This window comes from Acidovorax sp. GW458-11-26-14-TSB4 (assembly GCF_059423865.1).
This window is the reverse complement of record NZ_JBWKYR010000038.1, coordinates 1-26,000: the sequence shown is the minus strand read 5'-3', so window position 1 is coordinate 26,000 and position 26,000 is coordinate 1. Positions and strand designations below refer to the sequence as shown.

The 26,000-nt window shown below is 67.8% G+C and carries 24 protein-coding genes; 16 read left to right on the top strand and 8 right to left on the bottom strand.

Annotated features, from left to right (window positions below; genetic code table 11):
• Window positions 1-89 precede the first annotated feature (89 nt).
• The 5 genes from glnA (at window position 90) to AC07X5_RS31595 (ending at window position 5,684) form a co-directional block, all read left to right on the top strand.
• On the top strand, window positions 90-1,505 hold the full coding sequence (gene glnA / locus AC07X5_RS31615; protein ID WP_409957887.1) for a type I glutamate--ammonia ligase: 1,416 nt from the start codon (window positions 90-92) through the stop codon (window positions 1,503-1,505).
• Window positions 1,506-1,784: 279 nt separating this feature from the next.
• Window positions 1,785-2,300, top strand: a complete 516-nt coding sequence (locus tag AC07X5_RS31610) for a hypothetical protein (RefSeq protein WP_409957888.1) — start codon at window positions 1,785-1,787, stop codon at window positions 2,298-2,300.
• 71 nt (window positions 2,301-2,371) lie between these two features.
• The gene (glnL, locus tag AC07X5_RS31605; protein ID WP_494773391.1) at window positions 2,372-3,394 is read left to right on the top strand and encodes a nitrogen regulation protein NR(II); all 1,023 of its coding nucleotides are present in this window, start codon (window positions 2,372-2,374) and stop codon (window positions 3,392-3,394) included.
• A 43-nt stretch (window positions 3,395-3,437) separates the two neighbouring features.
• On the top strand, window positions 3,438-5,069 hold the full coding sequence (gene ntrC / locus AC07X5_RS31600; RefSeq protein ID WP_494773383.1) for a nitrogen regulation protein NR(I): 1,632 nt from the start codon (window positions 3,438-3,440) through the stop codon (window positions 5,067-5,069).
• Window positions 5,070-5,198: 129 nt separating this feature from the next.
• Window positions 5,199-5,684: a GFA family protein gene (locus AC07X5_RS31595; protein WP_409957890.1), complete on the top strand. Its 486-nt coding sequence runs from the start codon at window positions 5,199-5,201 to the stop codon at window positions 5,682-5,684.
• Window positions 5,685-5,712: 28 nt separating this feature from the next.
• On the opposite strand, the gene AC07X5_RS31590 is transcribed toward AC07X5_RS31595, so the two are convergent.
• Both AC07X5_RS31590 and AC07X5_RS31585 read right to left on the bottom strand, forming a co-directional pair.
• On the bottom strand, window positions 5,713-6,279 hold the full coding sequence (locus tag AC07X5_RS31590; protein WP_494773382.1) for a hypothetical protein: 567 nt from the start codon (window positions 6,277-6,279) through the stop codon (window positions 5,713-5,715).
• 119 nt (window positions 6,280-6,398) lie between these two features.
• A complete protein-coding gene (locus AC07X5_RS31585; RefSeq protein WP_494773381.1) occupies window positions 6,399-7,103 on the bottom strand; it encodes a class I SAM-dependent methyltransferase in 705 nt (234 codons plus the stop codon).
• A gap of 92 nt (window positions 7,104-7,195) precedes the next feature.
• On the opposite strand from AC07X5_RS31585, the gene AC07X5_RS31580 reads away from it, so the two are divergent.
• From AC07X5_RS31580 to AC07X5_RS31560, 5 genes are all read left to right on the top strand, one after another.
• Window positions 7,196-7,720: a helix-turn-helix domain-containing protein gene (locus AC07X5_RS31580; RefSeq protein ID WP_494773380.1), complete on the top strand. Its 525-nt coding sequence runs from the start codon at window positions 7,196-7,198 to the stop codon at window positions 7,718-7,720.
• The gene (locus AC07X5_RS31575) at window positions 7,717-8,166 is read left to right on the top strand and encodes a VOC family protein (protein WP_494773379.1); all 450 of its coding nucleotides are present in this window, start codon (window positions 7,717-7,719) and stop codon (window positions 8,164-8,166) included. The genes AC07X5_RS31580 and AC07X5_RS31575 overlap by 4 nt, the downstream gene beginning before the upstream one ends.
• 283 nt (window positions 8,167-8,449) lie before the next feature.
• Window positions 8,450-9,262, top strand: a complete 813-nt coding sequence (locus AC07X5_RS31570) for an acetoacetate decarboxylase family protein (protein ID WP_494773378.1) — start codon at window positions 8,450-8,452, stop codon at window positions 9,260-9,262.
• 33 nt (window positions 9,263-9,295) lie between these two features.
• Entirely contained in the window at window positions 9,296-10,087 is a 792-nt protein-coding gene (locus tag AC07X5_RS31565) for a helix-turn-helix transcriptional regulator (protein WP_494773377.1), read from the top strand.
• Window positions 10,088-10,226: 139 nt separating this feature from the next.
• Window positions 10,227-11,099, top strand: coding sequence for a DMT family transporter (locus AC07X5_RS31560; RefSeq protein ID WP_409957897.1), 873 nt, complete (start codon window positions 10,227-10,229; stop codon window positions 11,097-11,099).
• Between the two features lie 7 nt (window positions 11,100-11,106).
• Here AC07X5_RS31560 and AC07X5_RS31555 read toward each other — a convergent pair whose 3' ends face one another.
• Entirely contained in the window at window positions 11,107-12,030 is a 924-nt protein-coding gene (locus AC07X5_RS31555; protein WP_494773376.1) for a LysR family transcriptional regulator, read from the bottom strand.
• Between the two features lie 71 nt (window positions 12,031-12,101).
• Between AC07X5_RS31555 and AC07X5_RS31550 the strand changes: the two genes are divergently transcribed.
• Both AC07X5_RS31550 and AC07X5_RS31545 read left to right on the top strand, forming a co-directional pair.
• Window positions 12,102-13,085 carry a Bug family tripartite tricarboxylate transporter substrate binding protein gene (locus AC07X5_RS31550; protein ID WP_494773375.1) on the top strand — a complete coding sequence of 328 codons (984 nt, stop codon included), beginning with the start codon at window positions 12,102-12,104 and terminating at the stop codon, window positions 13,083-13,085.
• An 8-nt stretch (window positions 13,086-13,093) separates the two neighbouring features.
• On the top strand, window positions 13,094-14,743 hold the full coding sequence (locus tag AC07X5_RS31545; protein WP_494773374.1) for an FAD-dependent monooxygenase: 1,650 nt from the start codon (window positions 13,094-13,096) through the stop codon (window positions 14,741-14,743).
• Between the two features lies 1 nt (window position 14,744).
• On the opposite strand, the gene AC07X5_RS31540 is transcribed toward AC07X5_RS31545, so the two are convergent.
• Window positions 14,745-15,866 (bottom strand): hypothetical protein, encoded by a 1,122-nt coding sequence (locus AC07X5_RS31540; RefSeq protein WP_494773373.1) that lies wholly within the window; start codon window positions 15,864-15,866, stop codon window positions 14,745-14,747.
• Window positions 15,867-16,048: 182 nt separating this feature from the next.
• Here AC07X5_RS31540 and AC07X5_RS31535 point away from each other — a divergent pair, with 182 nt between their 5' ends.
• Window positions 16,049-16,987, top strand: a complete 939-nt coding sequence (locus tag AC07X5_RS31535) for a ferritin-like domain-containing protein (RefSeq protein ID WP_409957902.1) — start codon at window positions 16,049-16,051, stop codon at window positions 16,985-16,987.
• Window positions 16,988-17,178: 191 nt separating this feature from the next.
• Here the strand turns inward: AC07X5_RS31535 and xth are convergent, their stop codons facing one another.
• Entirely contained in the window at window positions 17,179-17,955 is a 777-nt protein-coding gene (xth, locus tag AC07X5_RS31530; protein WP_494773372.1) for an exodeoxyribonuclease III, read from the bottom strand.
• Between the two features lie 384 nt (window positions 17,956-18,339).
• On the opposite strand from xth, the gene AC07X5_RS31525 reads away from it, so the two are divergent.
• Both AC07X5_RS31525 and AC07X5_RS31520 read left to right on the top strand, forming a co-directional pair.
• On the top strand, window positions 18,340-22,512 hold the full coding sequence (locus AC07X5_RS31525) for a beta strand repeat-containing protein (protein WP_494773371.1): 4,173 nt from the start codon (window positions 18,340-18,342) through the stop codon (window positions 22,510-22,512).
• A gap of 266 nt (window positions 22,513-22,778) precedes the next feature.
• Window positions 22,779-23,147, top strand: coding sequence for a hypothetical protein (locus AC07X5_RS31520; RefSeq protein WP_494773370.1), 369 nt, complete (start codon window positions 22,779-22,781; stop codon window positions 23,145-23,147).
• A gap of 27 nt (window positions 23,148-23,174) precedes the next feature.
• Here AC07X5_RS31520 and AC07X5_RS31515 read toward each other — a convergent pair whose 3' ends face one another.
• From AC07X5_RS31515 to AC07X5_RS31505, 3 genes are all read right to left on the bottom strand, one after another.
• Window positions 23,175-23,666 (bottom strand): dihydrofolate reductase, encoded by a 492-nt coding sequence (locus tag AC07X5_RS31515; RefSeq protein WP_409956330.1) that lies wholly within the window; start codon window positions 23,664-23,666, stop codon window positions 23,175-23,177.
• A gap of 12 nt (window positions 23,667-23,678) precedes the next feature.
• Entirely contained in the window at window positions 23,679-24,296 is a 618-nt protein-coding gene (locus tag AC07X5_RS31510; RefSeq protein ID WP_494773369.1) for a DUF4337 domain-containing protein, read from the bottom strand.
• Window positions 24,297-24,392: 96 nt separating this feature from the next.
• Window positions 24,393-25,247 carry a thymidylate synthase gene (locus tag AC07X5_RS31505; RefSeq protein WP_494773368.1) on the bottom strand — a complete coding sequence of 285 codons (855 nt, stop codon included), beginning with the start codon at window positions 25,245-25,247 and terminating at the stop codon, window positions 24,393-24,395.
• Window positions 25,248-25,357: 110 nt separating this feature from the next.
• Here AC07X5_RS31505 and AC07X5_RS31500 point away from each other — a divergent pair, with 110 nt between their 5' ends.
• Complete coding sequence (locus AC07X5_RS31500; RefSeq protein ID WP_494773367.1) at window positions 25,358-25,870, top strand: GNAT family N-acetyltransferase; 513 nt, start codon at window positions 25,358-25,360, stop codon at window positions 25,868-25,870.
• Window positions 25,871-26,000 lie beyond the last annotated feature (130 nt).

Genomic DNA, 26,000 nt, shown 5'->3' with positions numbered 1-26,000 from the left:
TAGTGCGGTGATTGCACCCCGCTGGCACGCAAACTGCTTTTATTTCGGCAAATTCTTTTTTCAACAAGCGCTTTACCCAGGAGAACCTGATGGCCAAGACCGTTGCAGACGTGATGAACATGGTGAAGGAAAACGAAGTCAAGTTCGTTGACTTCCGTTTTACCGACACCCGGGGCAAGGAACAGCACGTGACCGTGCCGGTTTCCCACTTCGATGAAGACAAGTTCACGTCGGGCCACGCATTCGACGGTTCGTCGGTGGCCGGCTGGAAGGGCATCGAAGCCTCGGACATGCAACTCATGCCCGACCCCAACACCGCCAACATCGACCCCTTCTTCGAAGAAACCACGCTGTTCCTGCAGTGCGACGTGATCGAACCCGGTGACGGCAAGGCCTACGACCGCGACCCTCGCTCCATCGCCAAGCGCGCCGAAGCCTACCTCAAGGCCTCCGGCCTGGGCGACACCGCCTTCTTCGGTCCCGAGCCAGAATTCTTCATCTTCGACGGCGTGCGCTGGTCCAACGAACCCGGCAAGGTCATGTTCGAGATCGAAGAGTACGAGGCCCCCTGGAATTCGGGCGCCAAGCTCGAAGGCGGCAACCGCGGCCACCGTCCCACCGTCAAGGGTGGCTACTTCCCCGTGCCTCCGGTCGACAGCACGCAGGACATGCGCGCTGAAATGTCCCTGATCCTCGAATCCCTGGGCATCCCGGTCGAAGTGTTCCACCACGAAGTGGCGGGCGCAGGCCAGAACGAAATCGGCACCAAGTTCAGCACGCTGGTCGAGCGCGCCGACTGGACGCAGGTCCTGAAGTACGTGGTCTGGAACGTGGCCAACGCCTACGGCAAGACCGCCACCTTCATGCCCAAGCCCTACGCCGGCGACAACGGCTCCGGCATGCACGTGCACCAGTCCATCTGGAAGGACGGCAAGAACCTGTTCGCAGGCGACGGCTACGCCGGCCTGTCGGACTTCGCGCTGTACTATATCGGCGGCATCATCAAGCACGCCCGTGCCCTGAACGCCATCACCAACCCCGGCACGAACTCGTACAAGCGCCTGGTGCCCGGCTTCGAAGCCCCTGTGAAACTGGCCTACTCGGCCCGCAACCGCTCGGCCTCGATCCGCATTCCTTACGTTGCCAACCCCAAGGGCCGCCGCATCGAAGCGCGCTTCCCCGATCCATCGGCCAACCCTTACCTGGCCTTCTCGGCCCTGATGATGGCCGGCCTGGACGGCGTGGAAAACAAGATCCATCCCGGCGAAGCCGCCACGAAGGACCTGTACCATCTGCCACCCGAGGAAGACAAGCTGGTGCCCACCGTCTGCCACAGCCTGGACCAGGCCCTGGAGTACCTCGACAAGGACCGCAGCTTCCTGACCAAGGGCGGCGTGTTCACCGACTCCATGCTCGATGCCTACATCGACCTGAAGATGACCGAAGTCACGCGTTTCCGCATGGCTCCCCACCCTGTCGAGTACGACATGTACTACTCGCTGTAATCCGCCGTTACCGGCGATTACCTGGAAAAGGCGGCGCAAGCCGCCTTTTTTCATGGGCTGGCGCTGCCCATGGGCGAGGAACCAACACCGTTCTGGCGGGGTCAGTACCCGCAGAAGAGCCCCTTTGAACAGCTTCTTGGACCTGGGCCGGCCCGATGGGGCGTGCCCCGGTGTCTGTGAACCCTCACGGCCGCCGCACCTGCCGGATTGGCGATGTGGGGTGATTGGGAGATACTCTCTGGCTGTCCCCTGCATTCGCTGCTTGCGCGAGGAATTTCCATGAAGAAGACTGTCACCAACCTGTTGTTGCTTGCCTGCGCCGTCGCCCCCTTGGCCGGCTGGGCGCAGGACCGCATCTACCGCTGTGGCAACGAGTACACGAACAACGCCACCCAGGCCAAGGAGCGCGGCTGCAAGCTGGTCGAGGGCGGCAACGTCACCGTGGTGCAGAGCGCACGCCCTGCCGCGGCGGCGGGCGGCGCGGCAGCGCCTGCTGCGGGCAGTGCGCCCTCGGCATCGCCACCGGGCGCCCCGCGCGTGAGCAGCAACGACCAGAAGGCCCGTGATTCCGATGCGCGTGCCATCCTCGAGTCCGAGTTGCGCAAGGCCGAGGCGCGCCATGCCGAACTGGTCAAGGAATACAACAATGGCGCACCCGAGCGCAATGCCCTGGACCTGCGCAACCCGCAGCGCTACATGGAGCGCACGGCCGAACTCAAGGCCAGCGTGGCGCGCAGCGAGAGCGATATCGCCGGCATCAAGCGCGAGTTGGGCCGCGTGGCCCCAGCCAACTGACCCCGCGCGTGAGTACCCCACCCGACAACACTTCCCCGTCCGACACCGGGCGTTTCCATTCGCTGGATCTCATGTCCACGCTGGTGGCCGTGCTGCGCATCGATGGCGCGGTGCTGTTTGCCAATGCGGCCCTCGAAAACACCCTGGGCCTGTCGCGCCGCACGCTGGAGGGCGGTGATTTCTCCGGCTTCTTCACCGACCCGGCATTGCTGCAAACCGCGCTGGCGGGTGCCCGCGTGCAGGATTTTGCGGCGCTGCGCTACGAGGCCAGCCTGAAGCGCCTGCACCAGGACCCGATCCCCGTGCATGTGAACGTGGCCGCCGCAGAGCAGGCCGGCGAGATCCTGGTGGAGCTGTGGCCGCTGGAACAGCAGGCGCGCCAGGACCGCGAGGAGCGCCTGCTCGACCAGGCCCAGGCCAACAAGGAGCTGATCCGCAACCTGGCGCACGAGATCAAGAACCCCCTGGGCGGTATACGCGGCGCGGCGCAACTGCTGGAGATGGAGCTTGAGAGCCGCGAGCTCACGGAGTACACCCAGGTCATCATCCACGAGGCCGACCGCCTGCAGAGCCTGGTCGACCGCCTCCTCGCTCCGCATCGCCATCCGCACCTGGTGGGCGACGTCAACATCCACGAGGTGTGCGAGCGCGTGCGCTCGCTGGTGCTGGTCGAGTACCCGCATGGCCTGCGTGTGCAGCGCGACTACGACACCTCGATCCCCGAGTTCCGGGGCGACCGCGCGCAACTCATCCAGGCACTGCTCAACGTGGTCCAGAACGCGGCCCAGGCCCTGTCCGAGCGCGTGGCTGCAGGCGATGCGGTGATCACCTTGCGCACCCGCGTGGCCCGACAAGTAACCTTTGGTCGCCAGCGCTACCGGCTGGCACTGGAATTGCATGTCATCGACAACGGACCGGGCGTACCCGATGCCATCAAGGAGCGTATTTTTTACCCTCTGGTATCGGGTCGGGACGGCGGATCGGGGCTGGGACTCACGTTGGCACAAACCTTCGTACAACGGCACCACGGATTGATCGAATGCGACAGCGTACCGGGTCGCACCGACTTCCGAATCCTGATCCCCTTGCCCTGAGGTCCCTGACGACACGCAACCACAGGGAAGGTAAGCAACACATATGAAGCCGATCTGGATAGTAGATGACGACCCCTCGATCCGCTTCGTCCTGGAAAAGGCCCTGGCCCGGGAGAACCTGCCCACGCGCAGCTTCACCCATCCGCGCGAAGTGCTCGATGCGCTCGCCGACATCACCGCAGGCGACCCCGCCCGCCAGGCCCCCCAGGTCCTGGTAAGCGACATCCGCATGCCCGGGGGCTCGGGCCTGCAACTGCTCGAAAAGGTTCGCGAACTGCAGCCCGGCCTGCCCGTCATCATCATGACGGCGTACTCCGACCTGGACAGCGCCGTGTCGGCCTTCCAGCGCGGCGCCTTCGAGTACCTGCCCAAGCCCTTCGACCTGCCCAAGGCGGTGGAGCTGATCCGCCGTGCCGTGGAGGAAAGCCAGCGCGAGGAGGTGACCGAGGAGCGCCAGGCCGAAACCCCCGAGATGCTGGGCCAGGCGCCCGCCATGCAGGACGTGTTCCGCGCCATCGGCCGGCTCAGCCAGAGCCAGGTCACGGTGCTGATCACCGGCGAGTCAGGTTCGGGCAAGGAGCTCGTGGCGCGCGCACTGCACAAGCACTCGCCCTGCGCGGACGGCCCCTTCGTGGCCATCAACACCGCGGCCATCCCCAAGGACCTGCTCGAATCCGAACTCTTCGGCCATGAGCGCGGCGCCTTCACGGGTGCGCAGACGCAGCGCCGCGGCCGCTTCGAGCAGGCCGAGGGCGGCACCCTGTTCCTCGACGAAATCGGCGACATGCCGTTCGACCTGCAGACGCGTTTGTTGCGCGTGCTGTCGGACGGCCAGTTCTACCGCGTGGGCGGCCATGCGGCCGTGAAGGCCCATGTGCGCGTGATCGCGGCCACCCACCAGGACCTGGAAAAGCGCGTCAAGGAAGGCGGTTTTCGCGAGGACTTGTTCCACCGCCTGAACGTCATCCGCCTGCGCCTTCCGGCGCTGCGCGAGCGCCATGAAGACGTGCCCATGCTCACGCGCCACTTCCTGCAGCAAAGCGCGCGGCAATTGGGCGTGGAGCCCAAGCGCATTGCCGATGCGGCCCTGGTGCGGCTGGAGCAGTTCGCCTTTCCGGGCAATGTGCGCCAGCTCGAGAACATCTGCCACTGGCTCACGGTGATGGCACCGGCGCAGGTGATCTCGCTGCAGGACCTGCCGCCCGAGGTGCTGGAAGCCCCCGTGTTCCAGGCGCCTGCGCGTGCTGCTGTAACCGATAGCCATGCCGCGGCACCGCAGCCGGTGATCGCCATGCCCGTGGCGGCCCTGGCGCCCCAGCCCGAGCTGGTGGGCGGTGTGCATGCCGTTGCGCCGGCAGCGGCGCCGCAGTTCGCTGCGGCGGCTGCGCCAGCGGTCGCCTGGGCTGCGGACACGTTGGCCGCGCCCGCCATGCCGGCACATCCTGTGCTGAGCTGGGAGCAGGCGCTGGAGGCCGAGGCCCAGAAGCTGCTGTCCGGCGGCCAGCCCGAGGTGTGGGACGCGCTCACACGCCGCTTCGAATCGCGGCTGATCCGCACGGCCCTGGTCGCCACCCATGGCCGCCGCATGGAGGCCGCGCAGCGCCTGGGCATTGGCCGCAACACCATCACCCGCAAGATCCAGGAACTGGGCCTGGATGCGCCCGACGAGGGCTGAGCGGGCCCCATCGGCCACGCACAGCAAGCCCCGGGCACGTGCCCGGGGCTTTTGTTTTTGCGTGGCGTTCCTACAGATGGCGAGCGGCAGTGTGTGTAGCCTGCAGGCTTTCCCACCTGGGGACGCCCCATGCACCTCGAAGGCTCCTGCCATTGCCGCGCCGTCCGCTTCTCGCTCGAAGCCGACAGCCCCGTCCCTTTCATGCACTGCCACTGCTCCATCTGCCGCAAGACGGCGGGTGGCGGCGGCTATGCCATCAACCTGGGCGGCGATGCGCGCACGCTCAAGGTCCAGGGAGCCAAGCACCTGGGCACCTACCACGCGGTGATGCGTGAGGAAGGCCGGCGCAGCAGGCGCTCCAAGGCCGAACGCAAGTTCTGCCTGCAGTGTGGCAGCGCCCTGTGGCTGTGGGATCCGCGCTGGCCTGAACTGGTCCACCCCCATGCATCGGCCATCGACACGCCTTTGCCCAAGCCACCCGAGGTGGTCGAGGGTATGCTGGAGTTCGTCGCCAACTGGGTCGATGTGCCCAAGGGCAAGGGGCACCGGCACTACCAGGCGTTTCCGGACGAGTCACTGGCCGAGTGGCATGAGCGGCATGGGCTCAAGGACTGAATCCTGGAAAGGCTTCTGCGGGTCCCCATCATGCCTTGCTGCGGGCCAGGGTGGTGTAGTACAGGACCACTCCCGCCGTGAACACCAGCGCAAAAAGCAGATAGCCGATGGCGCGACGCCTGTCCTGCAGGTAGCGCGCCTTGGACTGCTCGTAGGACACCAGGGTGCTTTCCGCCGTTCGAATCTCATAGCACAGCGGGAAACGCTCGTAGGCTTTGGGCTCTGACATCAGCACGGTCACGGGCTGGCCCTTCAATGCGCGCACCAGGCTGAAGTTCTCTGCATGCCCTTCACGGAGGCAATTGGGGCTGCCGGTCGCTGGCGAACAATTGCATTTCCTCAGGCCGCCGTCGCTTGTCCTGACAACGGTCGCGTGCCCGTTTCCTTGGTTGGTGGGCATCACGTAGGGCATCTGGTAGGTGCCATGTACGGTTGTGAGTTCGCTTCTCTGCGGGATCTCCAGCATGAGCAGGTAGAAGAACGGAGAGAGCAGCAACAGCGCCAGCATCCATGCGACCCAGCGGAATTTCGCAAAGAAGATCCGCCAGAGGAGGATGGGTAGACGTCTGTGCATGCGTGGTCGCGGGTCGATCATTGGGTTGTGGACGCCAGCATCATCGCCTACGCGCCGACCAGGCCCGTTGGCCGCCCTGTGGAAATGCAAGGCTTTGGAATCGGGGGAAGTCCGGCTAGCCGGTGTAGCCAACCGGCTTTTCAGGCGTGGGCGACCCACCCCCGAAACGCCAGTCCCGCATAGAACAGGCGGATATCGTGGAAGCCGGCCTGCGCCAGCAGGGTTTCTTCTTCGTCGGGGCCGAGCAAGGGCAGGGCTGTATCGATGGCTGTGGCTGCGCGGCGCGCGGCTTCTGCGTCCACGCCCGATGCGATTGCAAACGCTGCATAGCGCGCCAGCCACCGCGCGCGCTCCTCGGGCGGTGCCAGCGGGAAGCTCAGGTGGGCAATGACCAGGGAAGCACCTGGCTTAAGTCGCTGGTGGATGGCCTTCAGGGTGGCCAGCCGTTCGCCCAGCGGAACGAAATGCAGGGTGAGCAGGCAGGTCGCGGCATCGAAGGGCCCTGCCGGTGCCGTGTGCACATAGCCGTGGTGAAAGTCCACCCGCTCCGACAGCGGCCCAAGCGTGGTCTGCGCCAGCTGCAGCATGGGTTCGGACGGATCTACCCCCACGAAGCGCCAGTGCGGGTCCGCCTTGGCGAAGACGCCCAGTTCCGCCCCCCCGCCGGCGCCGACGACGAGCACCCTGGCCTCGGGCGGCGCACGCTCGGCCAGCAGCACGCCGGCCATCTTCTGCAGGTCGTCCCATCCCGGCACCAGGCGGCGTGTGCGGTCGGCGTATGAGGCGACGGCCTGGGGATCGGCAAAGGGGGCGTTGGGGTTGTCGCGGGTGGAGGAGGTGGACATGGCAAATGGTTTCAAGTAACTTTAATTGTTTCATATGTACCATGGGCATTGCAAGGGGCGTGGTACGGCCTTGTCACCCGCACAATGGAGCCATGACTTCAAGCCCTGCACCCGTGGTCTCTCTCTCCACTCCACGGGCCCAGGACCCGGCCCTGTTGCGCCGCCTGCTGCGCGCCAAGGACCGGATGGATGCCGCATCGCACGAGGCCTGGCCAGTGGGCCGGCTGGCCGAGGCGAGCGGGGTGTCCGAGGCGCACTTCGCGCGCTCGTTCAAGCAGGCCTTCGGCATTCCGCCCCACCGCTACCTGCTCACGCGCCGCATCGAGCAGGCATCGACCCTGCTGCGAGACACCGACCAGCCCATCACCGACATCGCGTTCGCGACCGGCTGGGAAAGCCTGGGCACGTTTGGCCGCATCTTTCGCGACATCACCGGCAAGAGCCCCAGCGCGCTGCGCCGCGAGGCCCGGGCCGAGGCCGGGCCCCTGGCCAGCGTGCCGGCATGCATCCTCAAGGCGGCGGAGCGGCCGGATCTGGTCACAGCAGTTTCGGAGAAGCGCCGCCGCGCGGCGGACGGTACAAACCGGTCTTCGGCAACCCAGGAGATCGAACGATGACGACGACCAGCTTGATGAACAACCCGCCTGCCCAGGGCATCGGTGTGGTGGGCGTGTACGTGGACGACCAGGACGCGGCGCTGGCCTTCTACGTGGAGCAGCTCGGCTTTCGCGTGCACACCGACGTGCGCAACGGCAGCTACCGCTGGCTCACGGTGCAGCACCCGGAGCAGCCCTCGTTCCAGCTCGGCCTGTTTGCCCCGGGTGCGCCACTGCACGACGAGGCCACGGCGCAGACGCTGCGCGCCATGGTGGCCAAGGGCGCCATGCCGCCGCTGGTCTGGCACGTGGCGGACTGCCGCGCCACCTGCGCGCAACTGCGCGAGCGGGGCGTGGAGTTCACCCAGGAGCCGGTGGACCGCTACGGCAATGTGGATGCAGGTTTTCGCGATCCTGCGGGCAATGGCTGGAAGGTCATCCAGCGCGCTGCAGGGGCGGCGCGATGAGCGGAGGCGGCAACCGGCTCCGGCAGATCCACCGCTGGGTATTGATCGCCTTCACGCTGACCGTCGTGGCCAACTTTGTGACCATGGGCCTGGGCCAGGCGGCACCGCCTGCGTGGATCACCTACGCGCCCTTGGCTCCCCTGGCCGTATTGCTGCTAACGGGGCTCTATCTGCTCGTGCAACCCTACCGGGCCCGCCGGTCCGGCGCGCATGGGGTACAGCACCGGTGTCCGGTTCACATCCGTTCTAGCCGAGCGTGCAGGCGGTGGGCACCATCGCGGGCATGACCTCTTCATCTGCTGCTTCTCCCCCTGCCTGGTCCCACCAGGGCTTTACCGCACCCTTCACCACCACGGGCCGCTCGGCCCTGGTGCCGCCACCACCGTGGCACTACGCGGGCTGGCTGCTCAACGTGGCCTTCCAGTTCGATGCCGAGTGCGCAGTGCCTCTGGTGCCGCCGGCGGCGGGCCGGCCGCTGGGGACGGGCTGCGTGCACTTTGCCGACTGGCAGGCGTGCACTCTGCACGGCGAGGAACTGCTCGACCCGGTGCTGGCGCAGTACCGCGAGACCATCGTGGTGCTGGAGGTGGAGCGGCCCGATGGCAGCCGCGCCATGTACTGCCCGGCGATCTGGGTGGACCAGGACATCTCCCTGGTGCGCGGGCTGTTGCAGGGCTGGCCTAAAAAACTGGGCAGTACCTGGCTCACGCGCAGCCTGCCCTTGGACCACCCTGCGGCCGCCCAACTGCGCGCCGGCAGCCGCTTGGGCGCAAGCCTGGCGGTGAAGGACCGCCGTGTGTTCGAGGCGCAGGCCACGCTCACGGGTCGGCCTGGCCTTGCTCTGGGTTTTCTGGGCATGCCGACCATCGGCGCCGTGGGCTGGCCGGACCTGCGGCAGCCCGCGCAGCTGCCGGCCCTGGCGTTGGTAAAGCCGGCCATCGGGGAGCGCGTCGGAGCGGGCTGGCATGAGGCCACGGCCACGCTGCAGCTCACCCCCCATCCATGCGAGGACATCGGCCTGCTGGGTGGGCTGGTGGCGGGAGACGCCAGCGCTGGCTGGATCGGCATCACCGTCGCAGGCGCGGTCGATGCCTGAGCGCAGGGCTGCCGCCCCGCAGGGCCTGCCACCATGGCGCTGAACCTGCGCTCCGAGGTGCGCCGGCTGCGCGTGTTCGACCTGGAGCAGGTGCGGCACCAGGAGCCGGGGCAGGAGTGGGTGCCGCACTGGCACGAGGAATGGTCGTTCGGCGCCATCGTGCGCGGCGAATGCCGCTGCAGCGTGGCAGGCCATCCGTTCGTGGCGCGCACGGGCGACGTGATCGCGATTGCCCCGGGCGTGGTCCACACGGGGGCGCTGAGCGCGCCGCAGTACCAGGGGCGCGTGCTGGTCGCCATGCTGTATGTGCCCAGCGACTGGCTCGTGAACGAAGGGCTGCGGCCTCCGCCGCGCAGCGGCGTGGCGCGCATGCCCCGGCTGGCGGAAAGCGCGCGCGGCCTCGCCACCACGGCCGAGGTGCAGGGCTGGCTGCGGCGCGCCGTGCCGGCCCTGCGCCGCAGCCTGCCTGCCGACCCCTCTGCCGTGGAGCCGGGGCCCCCGAGTGCCGCGGTGCGCGCCCTGATCGAACGGGTGCAGCAGGCCGTGGCTGGCGGCGACCTGTCGGTGGCGGACCTGGCAAACCGCTGCGGGGTGAGCCGCGAGCGCATCCACCGCGTGCTCACGGCCTGGGTCGGCATGGCCCCAGGCGACTACCTGCGGGCCGTGCGCCTGCACCGGGCCCGGCAGCTGCTGCTGGCGGGCGAGCCGGCCGCCGCGGTCGCTGCGGAGTGCGGTTTCGCCGACCAGGCGCACTTCACGCGCTGGTTTCGCCGCTCCTTCGGCTACACGCCCGGGGACCTGCTGCAGGCGGCCGAACGCGGCTGACCAGCGCGGTCACCGAAGGACAGGCACAATCGCCCGGCGACAGGGCCTTTGCCCTGCCGGTTTTCGGCCTTTTGCGCCACGTTCCCTTCGTTGACCGATGCCCGCGCCCGGAGTGCGTGCGGGTGCCTCCTTTTTCTCCATGCAATCGCCGCTGCCCGTCTTCGCCCTGCTGTTCAACGCCTTCGTCTGGGGCCTGGCCTGGTGGCCGTTCCGGTTGATGCATGGCGCCGGGCTGCACCCGCTGTGGGCAACGGCCGCGATGTATGCGGTGGTGCTGCTCGGCTTGTTGACCCTGCGGCCGGGCATCCTCGCGCAGGTGCGCCAACACCCGGGGTTGTGGCTGCTGGCGCTGGCCTCGGGGTTCAACAACGTGGCCTTCAACTGGGCCGTAACGGTGGGCGACGTGGTGCGCGTGATCCTGCTGTTCTACCTCATGCCTGCCTGGGCGGTGCTGCTGGCCTGGCGCATCCTGGGCGAGCGGCCCACGCCCATGGCCATCGCGCGGCTGGTGCTGGCCTTCACGGGCGTGGTGCTGGTGCTGCTGCCCGGGGATTCCTCTCCGGCCAGCCTGCTGCAGGGTCTGTCCATGGCCGATGGGCTGGCCCTGATGGGCGGCTTCATGTTCGCGCTCGTCAACGTCACCGTGCGCCGCCTGCACGCCGTGCCGGGCCAGGCACGCATGTTCGCCATGTTCGGCGGCTGCATGTGCATGGCGCTGCTGGCAGGCGTTGTCGGCCTGCACTTCGGGGTGGTGGAGGCCTTTCCGGCGTTCAATGCCACCTGGGCCGTCACGGCGCTGCTGCTGTCGGGCGTGCTGATGCTGGGCAACTGGGCGCTGCAGTTCGGCGCCTCGCGCCTGAAGGCGGGCACCACGGCCGTGGTGATGCTGTCGGAAGTGGTGTTCGCCAGTGTGTCCTCGGTGCTGCTGTCAGCCTCGCAGCTGGAGGCGCGCACGGTGCTCGGGGGCTCGCTGATCCTGTTGGCGGCGCTGCTGGCATCCTTGCGGCGATAGTACCCGCCTAGCTGGGCAATCGCGCGGCGGCCCGCTTGAGGGCTGCGGCAAATGCCAGCGCCGCAGGCTTGGGCTGGGTGCCGCGGCGCGACACCAGGTACAGGTCCAGCTGCGCCACGGGTTCGCGCAGCATGGCCACCCCTAGGCCCTGGCGCAGGCATTCCTCCATCGCGAAGGAGGGGATGACGGCATGCCCCCGGCCGGCGCGCACCATGCCGATGATGGTGCCCAGCAGGTTCATGCGCGGGCGCTCCTCATGCGTGCGGCCCAGGCGCGAGAGCTGCTTTTCGATCACCACCTGGATGGGGTTGCCCGGCGGCAGGCTGACCAGGGGCATGCCCTCGAGGCTGCTCCAGGGGCGGCTTTCCGAGAGGCCGCCGCTGCCTGCCTCGGGCGGGCTGATGCGCATGAGCCGGAACTTGCACAGGGGTTGGCGCGACAGCCCCACGGCCGGCTTGACGAAGAAGCCGAAGCCGATGTCCGCCTCGCCCTCCAGCACCTTCTGGCGCACCGTGGCCACTTCCACGTCGGTCAAGTGCACCTGCACCCCGGGGTGCGTCTCGGCAAAACCGCGCACCACGTCGGGCAGCAGGCTGGCCGAGATCATGGGCGTGGCCGCCACCAGCAGGCGCGAGCGCACGGCGGCTTCACTGCCATCGAGCACGGCGCCCAGCGCGCGCAGTTCGCCGACGACGCGCTCGGCCACGGGCTGCAGTCGCCGGCCCGCATCGGTGAGCGTGAGCGAGCGCGTGGTGCGGTGGAACAGGCGCGCGCCCACCTGCTCCTCCAGTTCCTTGACCAGCATGCTCATGCCAGAGGGCGACAGATGCACCTGCTCGGCCGCCTTGGCAAAGCTCTGCAGCCGCGTGACCTCCAGGAAGGCATGGAGCTGGCGGCTGCTCACATTCATCAGCTTCATTGACGAATTCATCAGAATTTTCCGTTTGATTCAAATCAAGACTGTCGTTGTAATTGTGGTCCAACTTCCAAGGAGACAACGACATGGCCATTTCATCCCCGCTGCCGTCCCGCCGGCGCCTGGTCCTTGGTGCCCTGGCATCCGTGGCGGCGCCCCTGGTCCACGCGCAAGGCAGCGACACCACGCCCGTGCGCCTGGTCGTGCCCTTCACACCCGGCACGGGGATCGACCTGATCGCGCGCCAGATCTCGGTGCCGCTGTCCGAACGGCTCAAGCGCCCCTTCTTCGTGGACAACAAGGCCGGTGCCTCGGGCATCATCGGCACGCAGGAAGTGGTGCGCGCGCCGGCCGATGGCACGACCTTGCTGGTGAGCGTCAACACCCTGGTGATGAACATGGCGCTGTACCCCAAGCAGGGCTTCAACCCGCTCACCGACCTGCAGCCCGTGGCCCAGACCAGCTGGGGCCAGTTGCTGCTGGTGGCCAGCGAGGCCTCGAAGATCCAGACGCTCAAGGAGTTGATGGAGCGTGCCAAGGCCAAGCCCGGCGCGCTCAACTACGGTTCGCCCGGTGCGGGTACGCCGCACCACCTGGCGATGGAGCTGCTCAAGAACCGCGCCAAGGTCTCGCTCACGCACATCAGCTACCGCGGCACGGCGCCAGCCGTCACCGACCTGCTGGGCGGGCAGATCGACGCCATGTTCCTGCCCATCCACGTGGCGCTGCAGCACGTGAAGGCCGGCAAGCTCAAGGCACTGGCCATCAGCTCCGACACGCCGCATCCGCTGTTGCCCGAAGTGCCATCGCTGAACAGCCTGAAGGTGGGTGACCTGAACGTGGACATGTGGTACGGGGTCTTCGCCCCGGCGGGCACGCCGCGCGCCCTGGTCGACCGGCTCAACACCGAGCTGCGCGAAGTGCTCGCGGCACCCGCCGTGGCCAAGGCCTTCGAGACCCAGGGCATGACGCCTGCCCACAGCACCCCCGATGCCTTCAAGAAGCTCGTGGCGGCCGATGCCAAGCGCTGGGCCGACCTGATCAAGGCCCAGGGCATCACGGCAGAGTAATGAAAGCAATGAACAGCATGAACAAGGACCAAGCCATGGCACAGCACCAGGACGCCGAAGTGGTCATCGTCGGCGGCGGCCCCGTGGGCATGGGCCTGGCCATCGAGCTGGGCCAGCGCGGCGTGCGCACCATCGTGGTGGAACGCTACGTACAGCCCCAGCCCATCCCCAAAGGCCAGAACCTGACCCAGCGGACCATGGAGCATTTCCACTTCTGGGGCGCCGAGGCGCAACTGCGCGCGGCGCGCACCATTCCCAAAGAATACGGTATCGGCGGCCTCACGGCGCACGGCACCCTGCTCGGGCCGCACAGCTACGACTGGCTGCAGCGCGACCTGGTCAAGCCCTACTACTTCACCGGCAACGAACGCCTGCCGCAGTACGCGACCGAAGCCGTGCTGCGCGAGCGCGTGGCGCAACTGCCCTCGGTGCAGACCCTGTACGGCTGGGAGGCCAAGGGCGTGGCGCAGGATGCCGATGGCGTGTCCATCACCATCGCCGAGCGCGGCGGCAGTGGCGGCGAGCGTGTGCTGCGCAGCGCCTATGCGGTCGGTTCGGACGGCGCCCGCTCGGTCGTGCGCGAGCAGGCCGGCATCCCCCAGACCCGCACCGACCACGACCGCATGATGGTGCTGCTGGTGTTCCGCTCGCGCGGGCTGCACCAGCTGCTGGAGCGCTACCCCGGCAAGTCCTACTACAACGTGCTGCAGCCCGAGCTCAAGGGCTACTGGAAGTTCTTCGGCCGCGTGGACCTGGGCAGCACCTGGTTCTTCCACGCCCCCGTGCCGCCGGGCACCACCAAGGACAATTTCGACTTCACCGCCTACCTGCAGGATGCGGTGGGCGCGCCCTTCGACGTGGAGTTCGAGCACATCGGCTTCTGGGACCTGCGCTTCATGCTGGCCGACCGCTACCGCCAGGGCCGGGTCTTCGTGGCCGGCGATGCGGCGCACAGCCACCCGCCCTATGGCGGCTATGGCGTGAACTCGGGGCTCGAGGATGCACGCAACCTGGGCTGGAAGCTGGCCGCCACGCTGCAGGGCTGGGGCGGGGAGCACCTGCTCGACTCGTACGATGCCGAGCGGCGCCCGGTGTTCGCGTCCACCATCAGCGATTTCATCGCCAGGTCCATCGACACGGACCGCGAGTTTCTCGACGCCCACGACCCGGCGCGCGACCTGCCCGCCTTCGAGGCCGCGTGGAATGCCCGGGCCCAGGGCGCGGTGGGCGAGGTGCATGCCTTCGAGCCGAACTACGAGGGCTCGGCCGTGGTCTGGGACAGCCAGGGCCGCGCCAGCAGCGCCAAGGGATCGCATCGCTTCGACGCGCGGCCCGGGCACCACCTGGCGCCGGCGCTGCTGCCCTCGGGCCGCAATGTCTACGAAGAGCTTGGCACGGGCTACACCCTGCTGGCCTTCGGTGCCAGTGCGCCGGAGGTCCAGGCCTTTCGCGATGCCGCGGCGGCGCAGTCGCTGCCCCTTACGGTGGTCCAGGCGCAAGGGGCGGGCGAGCACGAGCGCTACAACGCCCGGTTGGTGCTGGTACGGCCGGACCAGTTCGTCGCCTGGGCCGGCAGGGGTGCCGAGTTGGGGGCCGGCCAGGCCCGCGAGGTCCTGGCGGTGGCTGCAGGCGTGCCAGCCGAGGTGGCAACCGCCTGAGCTACGGTTTCTTCTTCTGCAAGGCCTTCAGCCGCACCCGCTGCTCAGCCGTCGTGCTGGGCGCGTACAGGCGGCCCACCAGGGCCTGCTCCCATTCTTCGTCGTGGTCGGGCCAGGTCTCGATCAGCCGGGTGAGGCCTTCCACGTTCTCCGCTTCCACCAGCTCCCGCACGCGCTGGGCGAAAGGCGAGAGGGGTGGCGGTGGTGGGGGCTCGGGCTCAGGCTCTCGCATCACCGGCTGTGCGCCGGGGCGAAAGGGGTCGCGCCCTTCGCGCATGAAGCGGCGTATCGCCTCTGCCGACACCATGCTGCCCGGCTCGTCCGCATCCTCACCCTCGTATTCGAACAGGTCGGGGTGCAGGCAGTCGGACCAGTTCTCGCCCATGTTCCATTCGCAGATCGGCAGGTGGTAGCCGCCTTCGGCGTACATGTCGTGGTCCAGGGTGATGAAGGCGCGGCCATGCATGGCGCCATTGATCACCAGGCTGCCGTCGTTGTATTCGCCGTAGATGATGTTCTCCACCTTCACGTCGCCCATCACGCGCATGTGGCTGTCACCATGGCCGAAGCTCGTGGCGTGGATGCTCCCGCTGACCAGCGTCTGCCCCGGGTAGGTATAGGTCAGCTGGCTGAACACGCCAGCGACCTCCACATCCCCCTCCACGATGACGCCGGCATGCAGCCCGAAGTCGGCGATGCGCTCCAGGTCGAAGTCCGCATGCCAGCGCAGGCCCTGGCGGAACAGCGCCAGCCGCCGGGGCTGGCCGCGCAGTTCCTCGGCACCGTTGATGGCTAGGAATGCATCGAGCAGTGGGTGCGGCGTGCGCGCATCGCAGAACAGCTCATCGGCCACGCTGCCGTCGGCCACCGGCTGCGATGGACTGCAGGGCACAAAGCCACGCTCCTCTTGCCATTCCTTGCGCAGCCGCTGGTGGTGTGCTTGCGCCTTGCTGGCCGTGCCGTAGGTGGCGTTGAGCACCAGGCAGGGTTTGCCGATGGTGCCGTTGCGCACGCGCAGGCGGGTGCCGTCGTCTTGCAGCAGCAGTTCGATGAATTCACCGCGCTCGGCCGATTCGAGGTAGCAGCTTGCAGCAGGTGCATTGGGGAGATTGGGCAGGTCCATGCGGCATTGTCGGTGCGCCAGCGGAGGCTGTAGGCAGATGGCGCACGCATCTGTTTCAGGCTGTTTCGAGGCGGCGGCCCAAGGGGCCGTATGTCCTACACCCGCACCCTCTGCATGCCGACCCATGGGGCAAGGAGGGCCTCCCACAATGAAGCCATTGTCCAACCAACCGGAGACCTCTCATGGCCGATTTTCACGATGCCAACCGCGATCCCTTGACCAATGAACCTGGCGCCCATCCCGTGGGTACAGGCGTGGGCGCTGCCCTGGGCGGCGCCGCAGCGGGCGCTGCTGCCGGCGCCTTCGGGGGGCCGGTGGGCGCTGCCATCGGCGGTGTTGCCGGCGCCGTCGCCGGCGGGCTGGCGGGCAAGGCCGCTGGCGAAGCCGTCAACCCCACCAACGAAGACGCCTACTGGCGCGAGAACTACCAGCGCGAGCCCTATTTCGTGGGCGGCCGTACCTACGACGAATACCGGCCTGCCTACGAACTGGGCTGGAGCTCGGTGGGCCGCTACGAGGGCGACTACGACGCCATCGAACCGCGCCTGGCCGACGACTGGCGTGCACGCCATGGCGATGCAGGCCTGGCCTGGACCGACGCCCGCCCGGCCGCCCGTGCCGCCTATGAGCGTGCCTACAACAGCCGCCCGCTGGAAGTGGCCGGTGACATCGACAACGACGATGTGATCGATACCCTGAACGACCTGCTGGAATCGGCCCGCGATGGCGAGTATGGTTTCCATGCCAGCGCCGAGCATGCCGAGTCGGGCCAGCTCAAGGGCATCTTCCAGCGCCATTCGCGCGAATGCGCGGCGGCCGCCGCCGAGCTGGAGCGTGAAATCCGTGCCCGTGGCGGTGAACCCGTCAGCGGTGGCACCGTTGCCGGCGCGCTGCACCGGGGCTGGGTGTCCGTGAAGACGGCGCTGTCCACCCAGGATGACAAGGCCGTGTTGGAAGAGTGCGAGCGTGGTGAGGACGCTGCCGTGGCGCGCTACCGCAAGGCCCTGAAGGCCAACCTGCCCCAGGACCTGCGTGCCCTGGTCCAGCGCCAGGCCGATGGCGCCCAGCGCAACCACGACGAGGTCAAGGCGCTGCGCGACAGCTTCAATCCTGCACGTTGACCGGTATGCCGGCCCGCCTGGCTTCCTGCCTGCCTGTTCGCAGGCGCGCAGGGAACGGGCGGGCCGCCACCGCGAGGACCCTGGCTGCGCCCTGACCAGAAAAACAGCGCCTCCGCAGTTCTCCGCCACCGCCGCCATGGGCTGAGCCCATGGCGGCGGTGTGCGTTGGGACCGAGTCTTCCGATGGCAGGCTATTCCAGCGTGACCACCACGGGCGCGTGGTCGCTGGGCTGCGGGTTCTTGCGCGGCGCGCGGTCCACCATGCAGGCCGTGACGCTGCCGCGCAGCGCCTCGCTCACCAGGATGTGGTCAATGCGCAGGCCCTTGTTCTTCTGGAAGCCGAGCATGCGGTAGTCCCACCAGGAGTAGATCTTTTCGGGCTGCTCGAACATGCGGAAGGTGTCTGTGAGGCCCAGTTCCAGCAAGGCCTTGAAGTGGTTGCGCTCTTCCGTGGTGTGGTGGATGGTCTCGCGCAGGCCCACGGGGTCGTAGGAATCCCGGTCTTCCGGCGCCACGTTGAAGTCGCCCACCAGGGCCAGGCGCGGGTGGGCGGCCATCTCGGCGCGCACCAGGTCCTGCAGGGCCTGCAGCCAGCGCATCTTGTAGGCGAACTTTTCCGAGCCCGGCTCCTGGCCGTTGACGAAGTAGCCGTTGATCAGGCGCAGCGGGCCCGTGGGCGTATCGAGCGTGGCGATGATCACGCGCGCCTGCTCGTCCTCGTGCGCGGGGATGTTGCGCACCACGTCGGCCATCGGGTGGCGGCTCAGGATGGCGACGCCGTTGTAGGTCTTCTGGCCGAAGGCCACGGCCTGGTAGCCGGCTTCCTTGAAGGCATCGTGCGGAAACTTGTCGTCGGTGAGCTTGAGTTCCTGCAGCCCGATGGCGTCCACCGGATTGGCGGCCAGCCAGGCCAGCACCTGGGGCAGGCGCACGGAGAGAGAATTGACGTTCCACGTCGCGATCTTCATCACCATCATCGGTCCTTGTTTTTGCAATGGTCCACGGCGAGTGCACCGGGGTGCATCCTATCCCTGATTGGCGAGGGCGGTTACTGCGGCATGGCGGGGCGACATGCTGCATATGCAGAACATATGCAGATGCCCCGAAAATACTATTGGATTTGATGGCTTCGCCGGCTTATCGTTGCGCGAAATTACAACGCTGGAGACAAGCCTTGCCATTCGATTCCACGCCCCCGCTCCCGGACAGGCTGCCGCCGCCTGTCTGAGTGCGCCCTGTCGGAGCCTGCGCCGCCGCCTGACACGTCCACCCTGAGGCCGCCTGCCGGGTCTCGTGGATTTTCCCTCGTTCCCAACCTCCCACTCCGTATTCCGTACCCGGAAGGCATCGCCATGTCCACGCCCAACGCATCCCACGTCCTGCAGCAGATCTTCATCCTCGCCACCGGCAACGCCGCACCCGCCAGTTTGCTGGCCGAATTCGAGGCGGTGGTCGCCGCCGACGGCAACTACGGCCGGGTGGCGGCGGCCTTCGAGGCGGCCATGGGCCAGATGGCCGCCAGCCGGGGGGCAGGAGCCACGGTGCAGCAGCTGGCGCTCAACGGCCTGGGGGTGGTGCTCTCGGCAGACGATGGCCTGGCCATTGCACGGGTGGCGCAGGAGCAGGGCCTCACCACCTGGGCCAAGCTCATGGATTTCCTGGTCAACGCCGATGGGGGCATCTACACCGCGCTGGACCACCGCGCCGAAGCCGCCAATGCCTTCAACAGCGCGCTGGCCGGCCAGAACAAGGGCGCGCTGTTCACCGGTGCAGGCCTGGACGCGGCCGTGCACACCCTGCTGCAGGGCATCGGTGCCACCGATGCCAGTGCGGCCGCGGGCACCAGCGGCCTGCAGGCGCTGGCCTCCCGGCTCAGCGCTGCCGGCATCAAGGGCCATGTGGCCGATGGCTACGTGAAGGGCGCCACCGTGTTCGCGGATGCCAATGGAAACCACAAGCTCGATGCGGGCGAGTGGTCCGCCACCACCGATGCCGCGGGCGGCTTCACGCTGCCGGCCAATGTGCAAGGGGCGCTGGTGGCCACGGGCGGCACCGACCTGCTCACCAACAAGGCCTTCAAGGGCCTGCTCAGCGCACCGGCCGGCAGCACGGTGCTGAACCCCATCACCACCCTGGTCAAGGCGCTGATGGACAAGGGCGGCGCCACCACCACGGTGGAGCAGGCCACAGCCCTGCTGGCCAAGGCGCTCAACCTGCCTGCGGGCGTCAACCTGCTGGCCTATGACCCGCTGGCCGTGCTGGCCAGCAGCAGCGCCAGCGCCGCCGACAAGGCCATGGCCCTGGGTTACCAGAAGGTGGCGGTGGCATTGGTCAACGTGGTCGGCATCGGCGCGGCCGCGCTGGACGCGGCCGAGGCCAAGGGCGCACAGCCGGGTGTGGCCACGCCGCATGCGGGCCAGCCGGGCGCGGCGGCGGGCACGCTGATCGCTTCCCTGGCGGACGCCATCGCAGCCGCGGCGGGCGGTGCCAGCGGTGTGGCGAACCTCTCGGACGCCGCCTTCCTGCGCGGCATCGTGGCCGATGCCGCGGGCGACTACGGCCTGCGGCTCGATGCCACCAGCCTGGACAACATCAGCAAGGTGGTGGATGCCGCCAACGATGCAACCGGTGCCGCCAGCACGGTCGCGGTGCTGGGCCAGGTGGCGGCGGCGGCCACCGATGCGGCGGGCTCGGTGGCCACGGGCAACTTCCAGGCCGCGGTCAACGGCTACACCGGCGATGCCTTCACGGCCGTGGTGCAGCAGCAGGCCGTGGGGGAACTGGCGCCCGGTGTGTCCGCCGGCCAGGGCAGCAATCCGCCCGCGCCACCTGCATCGGGTGGCGGCGACACGGGGGGCGGCGCGCCCGGCCCTGGGGACACGCAGGCACCGGGGCTGACCATCACCAGTTCTGCCGCCGCGCTCAAGACCGGCGGCACGGCCACCATCAGCTTCACCTTCACCGAAGACCCGGGCGCGAGTTTCACCGCGGCCGACATCACCACCACTGGCGGCACGCTGGGCGCGCTGAGCGGTACGAGCCTGGTGCGCACGGCCACCTTCACGGCCACCGCGTCGGCCAACCTCGACACGGGTGGACACATCGCCGTGGCCAAGGACAGCTACAGCGATGCGGCTGGCAACAAGGGCGCGGCCGCGGCCGTGGACATCGCCACGGTGTTCAACCCGGTGCTGTTCGTGGGCAACAGCGCCACCTTTGCGCGCATCGACCCGGCCATGTCGTACAACACCTACGACGCGGCCACCAACCCCTTCGGCGTGCACGACCTGACCTCGCCGGCCAATGGTGGCACCTTCACCAACCTCACGGGGGCCAACCTGTACGAGCCGCACCCCTGGGGCGGTGTGGCGGGCCTGTTCGACAGGTTCGCTGACCAGGTGGGGCTGGGCTACGATGTATCGCTCTCCACCCGCAACGCCGCCACGCTCAAGGGCCATTACCTGAACTCATCGGCCGCGGGCTGGGACATGCGCGGCAACATCGCCAGCCAGAAGTGGGAGCTGGTGGTGCTGCAGGACCAGACGGCCGAACCCCTGCCCACGGGCTCGGGCACCATCACCTTCGCGGCCGGCAGCGCCACCGCCAACCTGGTGATCACGCCCACGGCCGATGGCGCCAAGGAGTACGACGAGACCCTGGCGCTCAAGCTCGCCGCCTCGGCCGGCTACCGTGTCGGCACCAGTTCTGCCGTCGGAACCACGATCCTCAACGATGACCCCAATGCGCCCGCCACCGACCCGGCCCTGGCCACGGTGTCCCTGGCGGCCAGCCCCGGCCAAGTGACGGAGGACGGCACGGCCAACCTGGTGTTCACCTTCACGCGCACCGGCTCCACCGCCAGCGACCTGACGGTGACGTTCACCGCGTTCCGCGACGGGTCCACCTCGCCTTCGGTCTCGACCACGGTCAATGCGAGCCAGGACCTGGAGATGTACAACACCACCAGCGGCGCCTTTTCTGCGGCAGGCGGCGCCGGCACATCGCCCTACCGTTTTACCAGCGGCAACGGCTTTGCCAGCAGCTCGGATACCGGGGCGCCCACCACCACGGGCAGCGTCTCGTTCACCAGCAACACGGGCACCATCGTCATCAAGGCAGGCCAGGCCTCGGCCAGCATCACGCTGGACCCGCATGCCGACAACGTGGTGGAGGCCGACGAGGCGATCCGCCTCTCGCTGACGCACCCGAGCACTGGTACGGACTACAACCTGGGCACGCTGGGCGCCGTTTCGGGCACCATCGTCAACGACGACTTCGCGGTCGGCACCGACACCAGCCTGCCCAACATCACGCTGGGCCTGAGCTCCGCCGCAGGTGTGTACGAGAACGCCGGCCAGAACCTGGTCTACACCTTCACGCGCAGCGGCGACACCAACTCTGCGCTCACGGTGAACTTCACGGCCGATGGCACGGCCACCTACTTCGCGGCCGATCCATCGAAGTCGGACTTCGGCATTTCCGCCAACGCCACGCTGACCACCACCTCGGGCGCCAATGCCGACATCGGGGAGTTCCAGAAGTACGCCACGCTGATCGAGGACTTCGTGCACACCGGCGCGGCCGACACCGCTACCCAGCCCGGCACCACCATCGCGGGCAACCCCAATGCCGATGCTTCGACCGACATGTACCTCTATGCCACCTGGGCCCGGCCCGACATGGTGGCCGGGGCCTACGACATGCTCACCTCGCGCACTCTCAACGGGGCGGGGGCCTACGAGGGCACGGGTGACATCAGCCGCTCGGACACCCAGGCCAGTGCCTACTACCTGTCGCTGGAGGGCATGACCACCGATCTGCAGAATGCCTACGCCAACCTGGCGGCCGTCAATCCCGACTTCAAGGGCGTGGCGCCGGTGGGCACGGCCTTCATGACCGCCGTGCAGAATGGCTTGTCCATCCGCGACCCCTATACCGAGACGGGCGGTACCACGGTGGCCAACGGCGGCAAGATCAATCTCTGGCACGACGACAACCTGCACGCCAGCAAGTACGGCTCCTACCTGTCGGGCCTGGTGCTGTTCGAGACGCTCACCGGCCTGGACGCGCGTTCGCTGGGGGCCGGCGACAAGGTGGCGAGCGACCTGGGCATCGACGCGGCCACGGCCGTGGCGCTGCAGAAGGTGGCCTCGGCCACGCTGGGCTTCGACCAGTCCTACCAATGGAGCGCACCGGGCAAGGTGGCCGACCTGGGCGGCACCAACGCCACGGCCACGCTGGCCACGGCCGGCGGCTTCAGCTTTGCCGACCCGGCGTTTGCCGCGCACACCGTGAGCGTCACGCCCACGGCGGGCGCGCTGGGCACGCTGACCGCGCAACTGCGTTCCGACGGCCATACCGGCCAGGTCAACTGGCTCTACACCGTGGGCAACCAGACCATCGACCCGCTGCTGGCCAGCGGCCAGCAGCGCCACGACCAGTTCACCGTGACCCTGGACGACGGCCACGGCCATGTGAGCACGCGCCTGGTCGACATCACCCTGGTGGGTACCGCTGTCATTTGAGGAGGGGGCGGCAATGCGCAGCAAGCTGTGCTCCGCGTCACAGCCTTGGAGGCTGCACCGGCCTATTATTTCCTTGCCGGCCTCCAAGCGGCATCCCCTCTTGCGACAAGCAAGTTGCTGCCCGCCTCCGTGCGGGCTTTTTTTTGCCGGCCTGGTCGGCGGTGAACTTCTGGCCGCCTGGTGGTTCAGACAGCGTTGAGCTTGGGGGCCACGGCGATGCCGCCCTCTGCAGCCGCCTACCGAGAGAAGAAAAGGAACAAGCAAGCATGCGCAGCAGATTCATCCGAACCCTGGCCGCAGCCGCAACGCTGGCCGGCGCATCGGGCGCCGCCATGGCCGCTGGCGGCCCGCTGGACGGTGTCTACCAGTGCGCGGTGGCCGGCACCGGCGTGTTCATCACCGTCAGCGGCCAGCCCAGCGGCCCCTCGATGTTCACCATCGCGGCCCTGGGCCCTGCCAATTCGCTCTACGGCTACGGCATGGGCACGGCCACGGCCTCGTCGTTCACCGGCACCACCAGCTTCAACCTGCCGTTCACCCTGTCGGTGAGCCAGGGCAACCTGATCGGCAGCATGGGCGTGCTGCAGGGCAGCACGGCCGCCCAACTGCCGGTGAACTGCGCCAAGCTGTTCTGAGTCTGTCCGGGCAACGGGCTTGCCCGCTCAGTCCTTTCGCCGCTCCAGCGTCACGAAGCTGAAGGGCAATCCATTCGTGGAGGTGTGCGTGCTGCGTGCGGTCTCATGCCAGCCGGCATCGAGCACGGGTGCGTGGGCATCACCCTCGAAATCCTGCGCAATCTCGGTGAGCTCGATGCGGTCGGCCAGGGGCTGGGCCTCGGCATAGACCTGTGCGCCGCCGATCACCCACACCGTCTGGCCGGCGCTGGCGTGCTGCAGGGCATCCTGAAGGCTGGTGGCACGCAGCGCGCCTTCGGCCGACCAGTCGGCCTGGCGCGTGATGACGATGTTGGTGCGCCCGGGCAGCGGGCGAAAGCGCGGGGGCAGCGAGTCCCAGGTCTTGCGGCCCATGACCACGGGGCAGCCCTGGGTGAGCGACTTGAAGTGCGCCATGTCCTCGGGCAAATGCCAGGGCAGGCGGTTGTCCTTGCCGATCACGCCATTGGCGGCGCGCGCGTAGATCATGTGCAATGGCATGGGGGCACTTCCTTAGATGTGCATGACGGCCAGTGCGCCGACCACGATGCCGATGCCGGCCACACCGTACATGCCGTACTCCAGCCACTTCTTGCGCGTGAGCAGGGCAATCGCGGCCAGCGCGATCGCTACTTGCAGCGCCGTGGTGGCCTGGGCCCAGCGGTGGTGCTGGTGCATCTGCTCTTCGCTCTGGCGGTCGAACTTGTGGCTGTCGGCTTCCAGCTTTTCGGCGACGACCTTGATCTCGTTCTTCTCGCTCTCGTAGCGGTCCACCTTGGCTTGGTAGGTGGCCTTGCGGTCCTCGGGCGCCAGGTCGCGGGCCAGTTCGGCCAGGGACTGCTTGGTGCTCTTGGACTGGAAGTAGTTCCACTGGTTGGAGGCCTCGGTCTTCTTGATGGCCGCGTCGTTCTTGAGCAGGCCGGCATTGGCCTGCGTGGCACCGCCCATGTACGCGAAGATCGCGCCCACCGTGGCCACGATGGCCGTGAACATCGCGATCTTGCTCATCGACGAGCCGCCGTTTTCGCTGCCGTGGCTGGCTGCGTGGTCGTCGCCATGGCCGTGGCCCTGGGCGGCATGCTCCACTGCGTGGTCGTGGGGGCCGTGTACGTGAAATCCGCCGGAAGACATAGTGAGTGCTCTTTGTAGTTCGTGAAGGGAGGCAGGGGATGTCAGGCAGGGCGCAGCGGCGCCTGCACTGCAGCAATCATGGGGAGGCGAGGGGGGTCAGACCGCCACGGGCGCCTTGATGGCGGGGTGGCACTGGTAGTCCAGTACTTCGAAATCCTCGAACTGGTAGTCGAAGATGCTGTCCGGCCGGCGCTTGATGTGCAGCGTGGGGTAGGGGTAGGGCGTGCGCGCCAGCTGGGTCTGCACCTGTTCGTGGTGGTTGCTGTAGATGTGGCAATCGCCGCCGGTCCAGATGAAGTCGCCCACGTCCAGGTCGCACTGCTGGGCCACCATGTGGGTCAGCAGCGCATAGCTGGCGATGTTGAAGGGCACGCCCAAAAAGATGTCGGCGCTGCGCTGGTAGAGTTGGCAGCTGAGCGTGCCGCGGCCCCCGGGCTCCTGCGCTGGCGCCACGTAGAACTGGAAGAAGGCGTGGCAGGGCATGAGCGCCATCTTGTTCAGCTCGGCCACGTTCCACGCGCTCACGATGATGCGGCGCGAGTCGGGGTTGGTCTTGAGCGTCTTGATGACGTCGCTGATCTGATCGATGTGGCCACCATCGGGCGTGGGCCAACTGCGCCACTGCACGCCGTACACGGGCCCCAGGTCGCCATCTTCGCGCGCCCATTCGTCCCAGATGGTGACGCCGCGCTCCTTGAGCCAGTTGTTGTTGCTCGACCCCGTGAGGAACCACAGCAGCTCCTGGATGATGGAGCGCAGGTGCACCTTCTTGGTGGTGACCAGCGGAAAGCCTTCTTTCAGGTCGAAGCGCATCTGGTGCCCGAACACGCTGGTCGTGCCCGTGCCCGTGCGGTCGGACTTGTGCACGCCCTGCGTGAACACATGGCGCATGAAGTCCTCGTACTGGGAGCGCACGGGGCGGTTGGGCTGGGCGGCTGAAGGCTGGGTCATGGAATCGCTTACGGTGGGGCGCCGGGCCGTCGGGGGACGGCCTTTGCCGACTGCGGATTTTATGCGGAGCGGAGCGATCCGGGATTGGCGCCTTGACGTATCGTTCGGCCATGACTTCCTCCCTTGCTTCCATCACCATCCGTCCGCTCGAACCTGCCGATTGGCCCACCGTCTGGCCCATCCTGCGCGCCACCTTCCAGGCGGGCGACACGTACGCGTTCTCGCCCGACAGCACCGAGGCCGAGATCCACAAGGCCTGGGTGGAGCTGCCCGCCGCCACCTTCGTGGCCTGCGGGGCGGGCGGCGAGATCCTGGGCACCTACTTCATCAAGGCCAACCAGGCGGGCCTGGGCGCCCATGTGTGCAACTGCGGTTATGTGGTCGCCCCGGCTGCACAAGGGCAGGGCGTGGCTTCGCTGATGTGCGAGCACTCTCAACGGCAGGCCGTGGCCATGGGGTTCCGCGCCATGCAGTTCAACCTGGTGGTGGCCACCAACGAGCGCGCCGTGCGCCTCTGGCAGCATCTGGGCTTTGCGATCGTGGGCACGCTGCCCGGGGCATTCAGGCACCGTGCGCTGGGCTATGTCGATGCCCATGTGATGTTCAAGACATTGGTGGCTTGAGCTGTTTGCCAATGGAAAAGGGCTCCCGACCGGGAGCCCTTTTTGCTTGGGGGTGTGGGGAAACACTTCCACATGGTGGCGGTGCCCACGACCGTGAAACACCACCACCATGGGAAGGCCCGCAACTGGC

Bases quoted from the DNA above. Each gene is read 5' to 3' on its own strand.
- AC07X5_RS31500 (WP_494773367.1), top strand. From the start codon at position 25,358: ATGACTTCCTCCCTTGCTTCCATCACCATCCGTCCGCTCGAACCTGCC.
- glnL (WP_494773391.1), top strand. From the start codon at position 2,372: ATGTCCACGCTGGTGGCCGTGCTGCGCATCGATGGCGCGGTGCTGTTT.
- AC07X5_RS31595 (WP_409957890.1), top strand. From the start codon at position 5,199: ATGCACCTCGAAGGCTCCTGCCATTGCCGCGCCGTCCGCTTCTCGCTC.
- AC07X5_RS31520 (WP_494773370.1), top strand. From the start codon at position 22,779: ATGCGCAGCAGATTCATCCGAACCCTGGCCGCAGCCGCAACGCTGGCC.
- AC07X5_RS31510 (WP_494773369.1), bottom strand. From the start codon at position 24,296: ATGTCTTCCGGCGGATTTCACGTACACGGCCCCCACGACCACGCAGTG.
- xth (WP_494773372.1), bottom strand. From the start codon at position 17,955: ATGAAGATCGCGACGTGGAACGTCAATTCTCTCTCCGTGCGCCTGCCC.
- AC07X5_RS31515 (WP_409956330.1), bottom strand. From the start codon at position 23,666: ATGCCATTGCACATGATCTACGCGCGCGCCGCCAATGGCGTGATCGGC.
- AC07X5_RS31545 (WP_494773374.1), top strand. From the start codon at position 13,094: ATGAACAGCATGAACAAGGACCAAGCCATGGCACAGCACCAGGACGCC.
- ntrC (WP_494773383.1), top strand. From the start codon at position 3,438: ATGAAGCCGATCTGGATAGTAGATGACGACCCCTCGATCCGCTTCGTC.
- AC07X5_RS31585 (WP_494773381.1), bottom strand. From the start codon at position 7,103: ATGTCCACCTCCTCCACCCGCGACAACCCCAACGCCCCCTTTGCCGAT.
- AC07X5_RS31610 (WP_409957888.1), top strand. From the start codon at position 1,785: ATGAAGAAGACTGTCACCAACCTGTTGTTGCTTGCCTGCGCCGTCGCC.
- AC07X5_RS31575 (WP_494773379.1), top strand. From the start codon at position 7,717: ATGACGACGACCAGCTTGATGAACAACCCGCCTGCCCAGGGCATCGGT.
- AC07X5_RS31560 (WP_409957897.1), top strand. From the start codon at position 10,227: ATGCAATCGCCGCTGCCCGTCTTCGCCCTGCTGTTCAACGCCTTCGTC.
- AC07X5_RS31505 (WP_494773368.1), bottom strand. From the start codon at position 25,247: ATGACCCAGCCTTCAGCCGCCCAGCCCAACCGCCCCGTGCGCTCCCAG.
- AC07X5_RS31540 (WP_494773373.1), bottom strand. From the start codon at position 15,866: ATGGACCTGCCCAATCTCCCCAATGCACCTGCTGCAAGCTGCTACCTC.
- AC07X5_RS31565 (WP_494773377.1), top strand. From the start codon at position 9,296: ATGGCGCTGAACCTGCGCTCCGAGGTGCGCCGGCTGCGCGTGTTCGAC.
- AC07X5_RS31525 (WP_494773371.1), top strand. From the start codon at position 18,340: ATGTCCACGCCCAACGCATCCCACGTCCTGCAGCAGATCTTCATCCTC.
- AC07X5_RS31570 (WP_494773378.1), top strand. From the start codon at position 8,450: ATGACCTCTTCATCTGCTGCTTCTCCCCCTGCCTGGTCCCACCAGGGC.
- AC07X5_RS31550 (WP_494773375.1), top strand. From the start codon at position 12,102: ATGGCCATTTCATCCCCGCTGCCGTCCCGCCGGCGCCTGGTCCTTGGT.
- AC07X5_RS31580 (WP_494773380.1), top strand. From the start codon at position 7,196: ATGACTTCAAGCCCTGCACCCGTGGTCTCTCTCTCCACTCCACGGGCC.
- AC07X5_RS31535 (WP_409957902.1), top strand. From the start codon at position 16,049: ATGGCCGATTTTCACGATGCCAACCGCGATCCCTTGACCAATGAACCT.
- AC07X5_RS31590 (WP_494773382.1), bottom strand. From the start codon at position 6,279: ATGATCGACCCGCGACCACGCATGCACAGACGTCTACCCATCCTCCTC.
- AC07X5_RS31555 (WP_494773376.1), bottom strand. From the start codon at position 12,030: ATGAATTCGTCAATGAAGCTGATGAATGTGAGCAGCCGCCAGCTCCAT.
- glnA (WP_409957887.1), top strand. From the start codon at position 90: ATGGCCAAGACCGTTGCAGACGTGATGAACATGGTGAAGGAAAACGAA.